Below are 13,297 nucleotides of genomic sequence, written 5' to 3'. Positions count from 1 at the left end.
ATATTTTAATACAATTTATATTGACAGTTACAATTCTGAATGTTTTATTGCAGCGTTAGCTGATTAGCATTTTTAAGATGAGGTCAACTCTCATAGAGAGAGGATTTTTTTATTTTCTCATTCTTCTCATTTTCCTCTCTAACAATTTTTTTTCCATTTAATATGTCCTTTATTTCATCTCCTGTTAAAGTTTCAAACTCCAGTAGATTTTCGGCAATGAGATCTAAGCCTTTCTTATGCTTGGTCAAAATGTCTTTTGCTTTTTCATAGCAAGAAGATACAACTTTCTTCACTTCTTCATCTATAAGTTTTAACGTATCTTCAGAAATTATCTCAGAACCATGTATGGTTTGTTCGCGATTGTGATAGATCGGGCCTATTTTGTCACTCATTCCCCATTTTGTTACCATAGCGCGTGATAAATCAGATGCTTGTTTTATATCCGAAGATGCACCGCTTGTGACTTTATCGTAGCCAAAAATTAGCTCTTCTGCCACTCTTCCACCCATTGCAACAGTTATATCTGCTAGCATCTTTTCTCTTGTGAGGGACACTCTATCTGTTTCTGGTAGTCTCATAACTAAACCGAGTGCCCTACCGCGTGGAATAATTGTTGCCTTGTGTATAGGATCAGAAGCAGGCATATTAACAGCAATCATCGCATGACCAGCTTCATGGTATGCAGTCAGTCTCTTTTCCTCTTCTGTCATAATGAGAGATCGCCTTTCTACGCCCATCATCACTTTATCACGTGCATATTCGAAATCATCCATGGTAACAATCTTCTTGTTTCTTCTTGCAGCGATAAGTGCAGATTCATTCACCAAATTTGCTAGATCAGCCCCTGAAAAACCTGGTGTTCCTCTTGCAACTGTTTTCACGTTTACATCTGGTGCTATTGATATTTTCTTTATATGAGTATTTAATATCTTTTCACGCCCATTTATATCGGGTAAAGAAATAGTAATCTGTCGGTCAAAACGACCAGGTCTAAGCAGTGCTGGATCTAAGACATCCGGACGGTTAGTCGCAGCAATTATTATTACACCTTCATTAGACTCAAAGCCATCCATCTCAACTAATAACTGATTTAATGTTTGTTCTCTTTCATCATTGCCGCCACCAAGACCAATGCCACGATGTCTACCCACCGCATCTATTTCATCTATAAAAATTATACAAGGAGCATTTTTCTTGCCTTGATCAAACATATCACGAACACGACTTGCACCAACACCCACAAACATTTCAACAAAATCAGATCCAGAAATACTAAAGAATGGCACATTAGCTTCTCCTGCAATTGCACGAGCAAGTAAAGTTTTACCAGTTCCAGGAGAGCCAATCAAAAGGCACCCTTTTGGTATTTTTCCACCTAATATTTGAAATTTTTGCCTTTGTTTAAGAAAATCAACGATCTCTACTAGCTCTTCTTTTGCTTCATCAATTCCGGCAACATCATCAAATGTTACTTTTTTTCCACTAGTCATGAGTCTAGCCCTTGACTTGCCAAAGCTTATAGTTCTGTTGCCCCCCGCTTGTGTTTGTTTAAGAAAGAATAGCAAGAAGCCAATAAAGATAAATGTTGGGACCCATGAGATAAGTAATCCACCAATTACGTTCATGGCAGAATCTCCAGTTGAAAAGGAGAATCTCACTTTTCTATCATGTAAATTTTTTATTAGGTCGCTATATATGACACCGCTTGAATTGAAACTTGAACCGTCCCTGAACTTGCCTTCAATGCTCTGGTTTTTTATGACAATATTTTCTACATCATTGTCTTCTAGTCTAGTTAAAAATTCCGAAAAAGGTATAATTGTTTTACTTTTACCTACATTTCCGCTGAACTGAATATAAGCAACTGAAATAAGAACAATAATTACTAACCAGATCAATAAGCCTTCTAAAAATTTTTTCATTTCTATTTCTAACTAAATACTAATCAAGCTTACCAAATTTTGTTTTATCGTGCTATTAATAATGCATTGAACCTTATCGTCATTGGTATTTTTTCCGTTATAATTTACATCAGGATAAGCAAGCACCTTTCCATCTTTTAGCACTACAGGCAAAGAATAGAAAACTTCAGGGCAGCAGTTGTAATCCTTCAGAAATTCAGGAACTTTTTGTGTTTTTTTTAATGGAGCGATGATAACTGAACACTCTTGATTTCCGAGTATTGTGCAGCTAAATCTGTTATCCCATTGAGTAGGTTCATTTAAAGGTAGGTTTAAGGTAATTTCTTGTATCTTTGACGATTCTCTAATTATCAAGATATTTTCTCCATGTTTTCTTATTTTACACCCAGAAAGTGTACAGTTAACATTACTATCCTTTTGCAATATTTTATTAAATATTACGATAAGGCTGTTGTACCTTGGTTTATAATGTTTACTGGCAATTGCCATTATGGAGTAAAGAAGAAGCCTCAAGGCTATTTCCTCTGGCAATTGATAAAACTCACTTAGTTTAATTTCAATATAACCAAGATCATGCACATTAACGCAGTCATTAAACGCAAGGCGTGTGTAGTGCATCAACGCTTTTGCAGCTCTTTTCATATGAAGGGCTGTGAGGCATATTCGCTCTGTTAAAATCTCTTGATTATCACTTGCTTTAAGTAAGTTACGGTATAAAGTTCGCCTGTATTTTAAGTCATAGTTGCTTCTATCTTCGATCCATTTTAACCGATGAAGCTTAGCGTACTTTTCTATTTCACTACGACTAAAATTTAACAATGGCCTAAATATATAAATACCATTTAGGAAAGACTTGTAGTCCATTGATGATAATCCATCTACGCCACTACCTCGCTCTAATCTTAACAAGAACGTTTCTGCTTGATCATCTTTGTGATGAGCAACAAGTAAATATTTAACATTATTATTTTTACACCACTCTGCTAGTAACTTATACCGTGCTTTTCGTGCCTGTAACTGAATATTGCCTTTAATATTTTGCTTCTCCCAATTTAATATGAACGATTCCTTTGCTCCAAGTTCCTTTGCATAACTTACAACAAAATCAGCTTCTTTTTGAGACTCTGGACGTAACCCATGATTTACTGTTAATGCTGTAGGAAGTGAAAGCTTGTTTTTTTTTGCCCAGTTAGTCATTAAGTGCAGTAAGACTATACTATCTACACCACCTGATACTGCAACTGCAACTTGATTGTTATAGAAAGCAAAACTATTAACCACATTTTGAAATAATAACTCTAATTCCATTATGTCTCTTGATGGCCAGACAGGTCAGATCTCTTACGTCATACCGCGACTTATTTGTGGTATATATAGATCCCGCTAACAAGCAACGAAATATGACAAGTTTGTCCTTTTTTGTCTACCCCAGTGCCCTTTCTTTATGTCATCCCAGTGTTTGACACTGGGATCCAGGTTTTAATGCAAGAAACTATTTCTTTATTCCAGAAAATGAAAATTCCACTCTACGATTTTTAGCATGCTCTTTTTCATATTTAGAATTTCTAGAATCATCTTTTACATTAACCAAAGGCTCAGTTTCACCTTTAGAAGCAGTTTTTATTCTGTTTTCTATGTAGGGTGTACAACTAACCATAAATTTTTTAGCTGCATCTGCCCTTCTAGCGCCTAGCGCAAGATTATATTCATGAGAACCACGGTTGTCAGTGTGACCAGTTAAAGTAACCTTCGCGTCAGGGTTATCTTGTAACACCTCCATTACGTCAAGTAATGCATCTGCACTTACTTCAGCAATACTAGATTCATCATAACCAAAGAAAACTCTTTTATCACCTATCTGCTTAACAACAGAATTTATTTTATTTGTTGTATTTGCTCCTTTTTTTGGGCAAGAACTTACACCAGTAAGTAATAAACAAAAACAGCACATTATAACCAGTCTACTCCACATTACTAAACCTCCATAAATTTTAAATAGTGCGTAACTTTAATTTCAGTAGCTAATATCTCTCCATATTGTAATATAGTCAAGAGAAATAAAATACTAAATACTTTTTCTACAACCTTACAATTAATTTTCCTATAATATGCTGGACTCTGAGTAGAAAAATCCAATAAAAGAATAAAAAGTACAATTTTTTATTGTACTTTAAGCAAATATACTTTTAACTTTATTATTAATCTATTACGGTATTAAACAGATGTTTTCTAAAATAATGAACAAATATGCAATCTTATAAGTTTTTAGAGGAAGTATTATATAGGGTAAAGAATATCGAAAATACGCTAAAAGTACTAAACCAAAGCCAATTGAATATAGAGGACAAAGTTGAACAAATGAGTCTTCTAGAAGAAATCAGACATGAAATTATCTCTCATGACGCAATAAAGGAATCATTAGCAGATGCTCTTGGTAACAAAAAAAGTGCAAATACTCAGCAGCTAAAGTTAATAGAGAGAATACATAAAAACAACAGTGCTGTTCCTATTGATTTAGTAAAGTCTTTATCCAAAGCTAAGGTTGAATGCCAAGATTTATGGAAGCTATCTCATTCTGAAACCAGTAACTTAGAAAAACTAAAAGAACGTTTTACTGATTTAATCACACTCATTCGCGAAGTAGCTTCTATAAAATCGCAGCAATTAAAATGCTCAAAATACGACTCACTGCTTGCTGACTATGACTCTGATATCACAGAAAAGAATATAAGGGAAGTATTCCCCAAGGTAGGCAAATTTTTTAGCGAAAATGTAGATAAAATAATTGAAAAGCAGAAAAAGGATAAGGTTACTAATATACAAAAAGTTGCTACTCAGAAACAGATTGAACTTGGCTCATTATGTTTACAGCAAATGGGTATTGCACTAAATGAGATTCGTACTTCTTATTACTACCCTATAGATTATGATGGATCTGATTTTTGTTATGGTTTATTTTCACTTTTACGGCATAGTGGTTATGCAATTTATCAAAAATGTTTAGCGCAAAATTCTATAAGTAGTCCAATTACGAGACATGTTATGTATGAAACTCAAGGGTTATTCATGGAAAGGATGATTGGAACATCCAGAGAATTTATTGAGTTTATTCAACCACACATAAAAGAGAAATTTGCTATAAAAGGCAAAACTAACGAGAAAGTTAGCAGTGTTGAAAATTTGTACTTGATTTTCAATGAAATAAACCTTTCTTCTTTTTTAAAAAATGCAGATGAATTTAGTCTGTTAGCTCATATTATGTTGAGAACTAGGTTAGAACAAGATATAATAAATGGTACATTGGAAGTCAAAGACCTGCATGATGCGTGGCTGGAAGGTATGAAGCACTATAAAATTCCAGTAAAAGCTGAAAATGAGCTAAACACTTATTTTCAAGATGAATATTGGGCAAGCGGTGTTATGGGATACTTTCCTATAAAAATTATTGCTTTAATTGCTGCTGTGCAGATTTTCTCTTGCGTTAAAAAGAATCATTACGAATCATTAAGTGCTATAATAAAAGGAGATTTTAGTTTACTTATCAGTTGGTTATCTCAAAATATATACAGTGCAAAGTGTGGCCTGGAACTGCTAAAAAAAGTAACAGGTAAGGGTTTAGACGTTGAGTGTGTTACTTACTACTTATCTGAAAAGTATAATTTGTCTTAATAAATGGTTTTCTTGAGTTATGTATGAATTTTGTTCGAAAATTAACCGGAAAGTTTTATAGCCTTTTCACTTTCAAAGGTTTATTCGCTAGCGATATTGCTATAGATCTTGGCACTGCAAACACTTTAGTTTATCAGAAAAATCAGGGAATAGTGCTTGATGAGCCTTCAGTTGTAGCAAGAATAAAAGAAAAAGGAAGTTACGTTCCTTATGCTTTTGGTAAAAAAGCTAAAATGATGCTTGGAAAAACGCCTGGAGAAATAGAGGCGATAAGGCCCTTAAAAGATGGAGTCATTGCTGATTTTAAAAGTGCGGAAGAAATGCTAAAATATTTCATACGCAGTGCAAACACAAAATTCACTGTTAATAAACCTAATATTATCATATGCGTTCCATCTGGATCCACGCCAGTTGAAAGGCGTGCTATACAAGATGCAGCAGAAAGTGCTGGTGCAAATGAAGTATTTTTAATTGAAGAACCAATGGCTGCAGCAATCGGAGCTGGGCTCCCGGTTACTGAACCTGAGGGTTCTATGATTGTTGATATAGGAGGCGGTACAACTGAAGTTGCAATTATTTCTTTAGGCGGAATTGTTTATTCACGTTCTGCCAGAGTAGGTGGCGATATTATGGATGAAGCAATAAAATCATATATTCGTGAAAATCATAAGTTGTTAATCGGTGAAACAACCGCTGAGAAAATTAAGAAAAGCATAGGTTCAGCCAGTCTGCCAGGTGAAAATAACAAAGAGGGAATGATAATTAAAGGCAGGGATTTAGTGAGTGGCATGCCAAAAGAAATGCTTTTATCAGAATACCAAGTTGCAGAGAGTTTAATAGAGCCTGTACATCAGATAATTTCTGCTATTAAGACTGCGCTGGAGAGCACTCCACCTGAACTTTCTTCTGATATAGTCGATAGAGGAATAGTTTTATCCGGTGGTGGTGGATTATTACGTAATCTAGGTAAAGTTATCAGTGAAACAACAAAATTACCGGTTCGTGTTGCAGATGACCCACTTTGTTGTGTTGCCTTAGGTAGTGGAAAAGTGCTTGAAAACATGGATTATTTTGGCCATGTTTTATTCAAGCAAGATTAAATTGTTTTTGAAGGTAGTTTATCGAATTGTTTTGATGGAATTATGTAATATAAATGAGATCCCAGTGTCATGCACCAAGTAATTTGAAGGCAACTTCTAGCAGAAAAGGGTGTCATCCGAGTAGCTAACACTGGGATCCAGGAAACTTGATTACAAATAAATATGCTGTTTTAATGAATTTGTGTAATAGAAGCTAGATTCCAGTGTCAGCTACTTTCATGACATTATCTACTATGTAAATTGCCCCCAAATCAAAACGTTTGCACAGTTGTATGTTGGAATGACACAAGATTTGCGTTTATAAATTAAGGCGGTTATGCTAAAAGAATTTGAAATTGAACCTCTGCTAAAAGATAAAACTCCGCACCAGACTAAGGCTGTTGTTGCAATGTCCGGGGGAGTTGATAGCTCGGTTGCTGCAGCACTGCTACATAACCTTGGGTACCAGGTGATAGGTGTGACTCTTCAACTCTATGGCACTGACGGTAATGCTAACGCAAGAAAGGGTGCATGCTGCGCTGGACAGGATATTTATGACGCTAAGCGTGTAGCTGAAAGTGTTGGCTTTCCTCACTATATTTTAAACTATGAGGAAATATTCAAAAAGGAAGTAATAGAGGATTTTGCGAGTACCTATATGCGTGGGGAAACTCCCATACCATGCGTGAGATGTAACCAAACGGTAAAATTTCGTGATCTATTACAAGTTACAAAAAATCTTGGTGCGGATGTGCTCGTAACAGGACATTACGTGAGAAGGTTAGAAAAAAATGGTGAGGTAAAGTTGTGCAGAAGCATTGATAAAAGTAAAGATCAAAGTTATTTTTTGTTTGCTACAACTCAAGAGCAATTGAAGCTTTTGCGATTTCCACTAGGTGGGTTCTATAAAAGTGATATAAGAAAATTAGCAAAGTATTTCAGCTTACAAATTTCTGAAAAGCCGGACAGTCAAGATATATGCTTTGTTTCCGAAAGCTATAGTAAAACAATAGCTAAATTAGCTCCACAATCTGTACAGAAAGGTAAAATAGTGGATGTTAATGGAAAAGTGCTAGGCGAGCACAGTGGCATAGTAAATTTTACAGTGGGGCAAAGAAAGGGCTTGGGTATCGCACACAATGAACCTCTTTATGTGATAAAAATTAATACAGAAAATAATGAGGTTATAGTAGGTCCGATCAACGTATTAATGCAAAAAAAAATATTGATCAAGGAGTTAAATTGGTTAGAACAACCAAAGGAAGGTATGGAAGTAACTGTGAAGCTGAGATCATCACATGCGGGAAGTTTAGCAACAATACATTCAACTGACGAAAAAAATAAAGCCTGTGTCATTTTAAACGACGATTACTTTGGCATCAGTCCAGGTCAAGCCTGTGTAGCGTATAAAGATGAGCAAGTTATCGGCGGTGGATGGATATGCTCTTAACTAAAAGCTTTAATGCAGAGTGTAAACATACAATAGACTTCTTGCATAACCATATAACATTGGGAATAGAAACAAAAAAACTTGCTTGACAAACTCCGCCAGCCCCCTTATCATGAAACTGAAGCTATTTATTTATCTTCTCTGTACAGATTAAATGACAAAAAAACTCACGTATCTGGCGTCTCATGTTTAATTTTTTGCACTATGTGCACTCTATGTCTTTATCAAATTTCTGGGTTTTTACCTACACAAGCTGAAATACGCTTATAAAGCATTTAAAACATTAAAAAACGCCAACTTAAAAAATGGATAGTGAATAACTAGCTACCCTAGGGTTTCTTTTGCCTTTTTTTCTGTTTAGTAAATTTCTTAACGTTTATAATTTAGATTAGTTGCGGCTTAAGAGCAGCTAAATCGCGGTTATTAAGTGTTTAGAATAAAAAAACGCCATACTTGAAAGTATAATGTAAGTAATTAGCCAACCACGGGGCTTCTTTTGCCTTTTTTTTCATTTGGTAAATTTCTTAATGTTTGTAGCTAAACGACAACCGTCATCCCGCTGCTTGTTAGCGGCTAAGAGATACCGCGAATGAATCGCGGTATGACGGTGTAATGATGGTTAAGTAATTCGTCATCCCGCTACGTGTTAGCGGGATCTATGTTGAGAGATACCGCGAATGAATCGCGGTATGACGGTTCGCGGCGGCATAAAGATAAGTCTCGTCATCCCGCTGCGTGTTAGCGGGATCTCTTGTTAGTGGCTGAGATACCGCGGCGGTATAGCTATACCTTTTTCTACTTAGTTTGGGTTATGCAAGAAGTCTAATAACATTTATTGCTATTTTGCCATGTATCCCTTATACTATAAAGTAGAACATTATAGGTTTCAGCAATGATAAAAGAAATTGAAGAACTAATAAAAATTGTTGGTAAGGGTAATTTATTAGAGACGTTATTTATTTTTTTAGGTAGCTTTCAACATGCTGACTTAGATCGTTTTATGGATCACAGGAATCACATAGGTCTGTCTGCATTCATACAGAAGCAAGATGAACAATTAGATTACTATTTTAACTTAAAATTTAGTCTACAAGGGTTGTTTTTAATTTATGCTCTAGCTTATCGAATTCTAAGTGAAAACAATAACCTGAATACTAAAGATGTCATAGATAAAATATATGAAGTTATTAAAGGATCTGAGTTAAATGAATATATAAATGAAGTAGTAGATGGAAGAAAATTAGATTTACTTAACATCTTAGCAAATCCAAAGAGAGAACCAATATTTAAAACAGAAGAAGATTTTGAAAATAAAGTACTCATTGGTCTTAGAAAGTTACTAAGTGAAGGAAATACATTAAACAAATATGACAGAGAATTTGCATTAAATAAGTGCGTTATTGGCTGTTACTACTCTATTCATAATATAAAAGTAGATAAAGATATTGCATTGTTGTTTTCCATAGGTAGTTACTATAAAGAACTTTCACCATCTAATAAATTAATTAAAAAAGGAACATTATCAATAATAAATAATGGAGTTATTTTCGGATATATAGGAAATGTAGCTATCTCATTGCAAAGTATTGGCCTGGAAGATCAAAATGGAGCCATCAAATATACGCTGGATTACAGAAGGATAGGTAGCTTAAACAGAATATTCAATATGTCAGCAGGTTACAATAATCAAGGTTTTTTATGCCTGAAAAGCATTGGACCAACTGTGAAACAGCTGTTGAAGAAGCAAAATAGCAATAAGTTTGAAGAGAGGATAATAAACAACACATATTATTCAGTGCCACAAGAAGAGAATGAATGTAGGCCAAATTTCATTGTCGGCAAGAAAAAAGAAAAGAACCATAAAAACACAGTCTGTAAACTTATTTTAGGTATGTTTGTATTATCTGTTGGGTTATATGTTGCTGATTATTTCTTTATGGAGCAAAAATTGTTCAACTCAATAAAAAATGTTTTGCTACAAGACAACCTTACTAACCTGATAGTTGGTGCGGTGCTTACTATTGTAATAGTATATGCTTTATTTCAATTATCACAGGAACCACCACTTTCAACAGTCAATAAGATGACGAATGAAAATTTAGGACCGCTCCATGCAAAACAAGCTTAGAACTACATAAATGTAGCAATTTAAAAGTACATATTGTATAATCTTAAGTTAAGAGGTGATTTATGGATTTAAGTAAAATAACAGCGGGACCAAATGCGGTGAATGTGGTAATTGAAATAAGTGCAAATGCTGAGCCTGTAAAGTATGAATTTAATAAAGAGCTTGGGTTGTTACAAGTTGACAGATTTTTATCTACCTCAATGACTTATCCTTGCAATTATGGATTTATACCAAATACCTGCGCAGGTGATGGTGACCCTGTGGATGTTTTGGTGCTAACTCAATTTCCCTTAGCATCTAGTGTTTTAATATCGGTACGTCCAATAGGCGCATTACTCACTAAAGATGAAAAAGGAGAAGATGAGAAAATATTAGCAGTGCCTGTTTCCAGTGTTGATAGCTATTATGACAATATAAAGAACTATTCTGATTTATCTAAAAATCTACTAGATAAAATTACTCATTTCTTTTCTCATTATAAAGATCTAGAAAAGGGAAAAACAGTAGCAGTTGGAGAATGGGTTGGTGTAGAAGAAGCAAAACAAATTGTTGCAAGCTCTATTAAAAGCGGAAATTAGTTTTTGTTGATTTATAGCTAAAGTGGCTCTACGATTTGAAAAACAACAAATTCGTCATTCCGCTACGTGTTAGCTGATGAGATACCGCCCACAACTGTACGAACATTGCAATATGGCACATAGTAAATGATGTCATCCCAGTGCTTGACACTGGGATGGCTTTGTTGCATCGCTCTTCGGATAGTAGGTAACGCACAATAAATTTATGAAGCTATCTCAAATTTAGCCATGCCTATTTCAGTAAATTTGTTAAGCAAATAACATTTGAGTAGCAGTTCCCTCTCACGATTCATTTCAGATTTGTTCCTAAAACTAAATCCAAATGTCTTTTTTAATCGCGAGAAAAAACCTTCTATATAAGATCTTTTTCCATAACTCATCTCTTTTTTCCACTTCTTTATACCATCTTCATCATATGACTTTATGAGCTTGACTGCAGAATTTCTCTCAGCCATATAGTCTAACTTTGGATGCTCTGCTGCGTTGTTTTTCGGAGGAATTTTCGTTTTTATACCATATTGATTACACAGCTTATAGAGCTTTTCTCTGTCATATGCCCTATCTGCATATAGTATAGCTCTTTCCATAAAAGTCCGGATGTGATAGGATAAGGGTAGATGATGATAAGGAGGTTGAATGCCAGCAGCATATAGTTATGATTTAAGAAAAAAAGCAATGGAAGCGCTAGACGAAGGAGAAAGCAGAGAAACAGTGGCAGCAAGATTTAAGATTGGACGAACTACTTTATGGGAGTGGCAGCAAAGAAGAAAAGAAACAGGAGACTTTCAATCAAAAAAACTTGGAAATGGGGGTTACAATCACAAAATTACCGACTGGGATACCTTTGCCAAATTTGCCAGAGAACACGGAGGAAAGACTCTATCGGAAATGGCTAAACTTTGGAACAACATTAGTATCCAAACGATCTATCGAGCCCTTAAAAAAATTGGATTTACGCGCAAAAAAAGACATATGGATACAAGGAAAGAAACGAAGAAAAACGTGCTGAATTTTTGAAAATTATAGCGACAAAAGAACCTAAAAACTTAGTGTATATAGATGAGTCTGGCATTGATAACACCGAAGACTACCCCTACGGATATTGCCAGAAAGGACAGCGGTTTTATGCCTTAAAATCTGGAAAGAAAACTCAACGAATCAGTATGGTTGCAGCCTTAAGTGGAAGAAAGATAGTTGTTCCGTTAACCTTTGAAGGCCACTGTAATATGGATGTTTTTAATGGATGGTTTGAGCAATTTTTGACACCGATCTTGGAACCTGGACAGACTGTCATTCTTGACAATGCTACTTTTCATAAGTCTGATAAGATTATCGAGCTTGCTAAAGGGGTTGGTGCAGAAATTTTGTATCTGCCGCCTTATTCTCCAGATTTCAACAAAATTGAGCATCATTGGTTTGCTATAAAAAACAGAGCCAGGAAAAACATTCCTCTATTCGAATCCTTTCGTCGTGCTGTTGATTCTGCCTTCCTATGACCTGTTCGGACTATTATGAGAAATGCTATAACTATGATTTTTGGGTTCTTTGTCCTTATTAATAGCGACAATTTTGCTCATTTGATTTTATCACAATTATTGATTGCAACTGGAGCATCATTTGGTTTTATTGGTGCTGCTCATATAAGTAGCATCTGTTTTTCCGCTGCCCAATTTGGACTAATGTTTTCACTAGTGCAGACAATTTCAAGCCTTTCTGCTTTGGTGATTCAAATACTGTTCTCTAACTTGCTTGCCGAAGATGCATATTGGAAAAATCTGATTGTATGCATAATACTATTTGGTGTGTTGATATTTGTACTTACGCTTTTTTGTCCAAACACACTTCCAGAAAGCAGCTCAGAAAAGCGCACAATAAAAAGCTCTATGAAGACAGTAATGTGCTCTATATTAACAGTGCTAAAATTAAGAGATATCTGGATAACTTCAGTGGTGGGTGCTATTACTTTTGGAACATTTTTAGCACTTAATACCTTGTGGACTCTAAGGTTACTGGGCAACTCAGAACTCAATGCAATGGAGTCAGGTATAGCAACTGCAATACTATGGCTTGGTCTTGCAGTTGGTGCTCCAATTGCAGATCGAATCTCAAACTTATTTAAAAATAGGAAACATGTAATTTCTGCTTTTGCTTTATTGCAAGGCGTCTCAATTATTATTTTACTATACAGCCATTTAACAGTCCACGTTGTGTACTTTTGTATGTTAATGTTCGGGTTTTTTGCGGGAGGACATATGCTTAATTTTACTGTCGGCAGCGAGATTGTGAAACGAAAATACATCAGCACATCATCATCCATTATCAATGGATTTATGTTTATTGGCAGTGGAGTTATAGTGTCAATGTTAGCACTTTTTACAGATCATAAAATGGCACTTTTTGCAATATTTGCGATATTGATAGTTGCCGGTATTTTAAATTATGCAACAAAAGAGACATACTCTAAAAAATAA

11 protein-coding genes are annotated in these 13,297 nt (G+C 35.1%); 7 read left to right on the top strand and 4 right to left on the bottom strand.

From position 1 onward, the window contains the following. Positions 1–83: 83 nt before the first annotated feature. The 3 genes from ftsH to AAGD84_RS02775 form a co-directional block, all read right to left on the bottom strand. On the bottom strand, positions 84–1,922 hold the full coding sequence (gene ftsH, locus AAGD84_RS02785; protein WP_012673393.1) for an ATP-dependent zinc metalloprotease FtsH: 1,839 nt from the start codon (positions 1,920–1,922) through the stop codon (positions 84–86). Between the two features lie 12 nt (positions 1,923–1,934). Further along, positions 1,935–3,230, bottom strand: coding sequence for a tRNA lysidine(34) synthetase TilS (gene tilS / locus AAGD84_RS02780; RefSeq protein WP_007548788.1), 1,296 nt, complete (start codon positions 3,228–3,230; stop codon positions 1,935–1,937). 184 nt (positions 3,231–3,414) lie between these two features. Further along, the gene (locus AAGD84_RS02775; RefSeq protein WP_010081889.1) at positions 3,415–3,894 is read right to left on the bottom strand and encodes an OmpA family protein; all 480 of its coding nucleotides are present in this window, start codon (positions 3,892–3,894) and stop codon (positions 3,415–3,417) included. Between the two features lie 275 nt (positions 3,895–4,169). Here AAGD84_RS02775 and AAGD84_RS02770 point away from each other — a divergent pair, with 275 nt between their 5' ends. The 5 genes from AAGD84_RS02770 to ppa all read left to right on the top strand — a co-directional run bounded on the left by AAGD84_RS02770 (position 4,170) and on the right by ppa (position 10,826). Beyond that, positions 4,170–5,591: a carboxypeptidase gene (locus AAGD84_RS02770; RefSeq protein ID WP_341818123.1), complete on the top strand. Its 1,422-nt coding sequence runs from the start codon at positions 4,170–4,172 to the stop codon at positions 5,589–5,591. A gap of 23 nt (positions 5,592–5,614) precedes the next feature. Beyond that, positions 5,615–6,691, top strand: a complete 1,077-nt coding sequence (locus tag AAGD84_RS02765; protein ID WP_007548791.1) for a rod shape-determining protein — start codon at positions 5,615–5,617, stop codon at positions 6,689–6,691. A 316-nt stretch (positions 6,692–7,007) separates the two neighbouring features. Continuing rightward, positions 7,008–8,120, top strand: a complete 1,113-nt coding sequence (mnmA, locus tag AAGD84_RS02760) for a tRNA 2-thiouridine(34) synthase MnmA (RefSeq protein ID WP_006279545.1) — start codon at positions 7,008–7,010, stop codon at positions 8,118–8,120. An 892-nt stretch (positions 8,121–9,012) separates the two neighbouring features. Beyond that, positions 9,013–10,248 carry a hypothetical protein gene (locus tag AAGD84_RS02755; protein WP_264723063.1) on the top strand — a complete coding sequence of 412 codons (1,236 nt, stop codon included), beginning with the start codon at positions 9,013–9,015 and terminating at the stop codon, positions 10,246–10,248. Between the two features lie 62 nt (positions 10,249–10,310). Beyond that, a complete protein-coding gene (gene ppa, locus AAGD84_RS02750; protein ID WP_077188435.1) occupies positions 10,311–10,826 on the top strand; it encodes an inorganic diphosphatase in 516 nt (171 codons plus the stop codon). A gap of 203 nt (positions 10,827–11,029) precedes the next feature. Here the strand turns inward: ppa and AAGD84_RS02745 are convergent, their stop codons facing one another. Further along, positions 11,030–11,413 carry a transposase gene (locus AAGD84_RS02745; protein ID WP_341818122.1) on the bottom strand — a complete coding sequence of 128 codons (384 nt, stop codon included), beginning with the start codon at positions 11,411–11,413 and terminating at the stop codon, positions 11,030–11,032. 49 nt (positions 11,414–11,462) lie between these two features. On the opposite strand from AAGD84_RS02745, the gene AAGD84_RS02740 reads away from it, so the two are divergent. Together AAGD84_RS02740 and AAGD84_RS02735 are read left to right on the top strand one after the other, a co-directional pair. Further along, positions 11,463–12,322, top strand: a protein-coding gene (locus AAGD84_RS02740; protein WP_341817957.1) for an IS630 family transposase whose coding sequence is annotated in 2 segments (ribosomal slippage) — positions 11,463–11,787 and positions 11,787–12,322 — 861 coding nt in all. Because the reading frame shifts where the segments join, the coding sequence is not laid out codon by codon here. Positions 12,323–12,337: 15 nt separating this feature from the next. Further along, complete coding sequence (locus tag AAGD84_RS02735; RefSeq protein ID WP_341818121.1) at positions 12,338–13,297, top strand: MFS transporter; 960 nt, start codon at positions 12,338–12,340, stop codon at positions 13,295–13,297.

The organism is Wolbachia endosymbiont (group A) of Andrena fulva, from assembly GCF_964026815.1.
In the GTDB taxonomy this organism is placed as follows: Bacteria; Pseudomonadota; Alphaproteobacteria; order Rickettsiales; family Anaplasmataceae; genus Wolbachia; species Wolbachia pipientis.
This window is presented reverse-complemented; position numbering and strand designations above follow the sequence as displayed.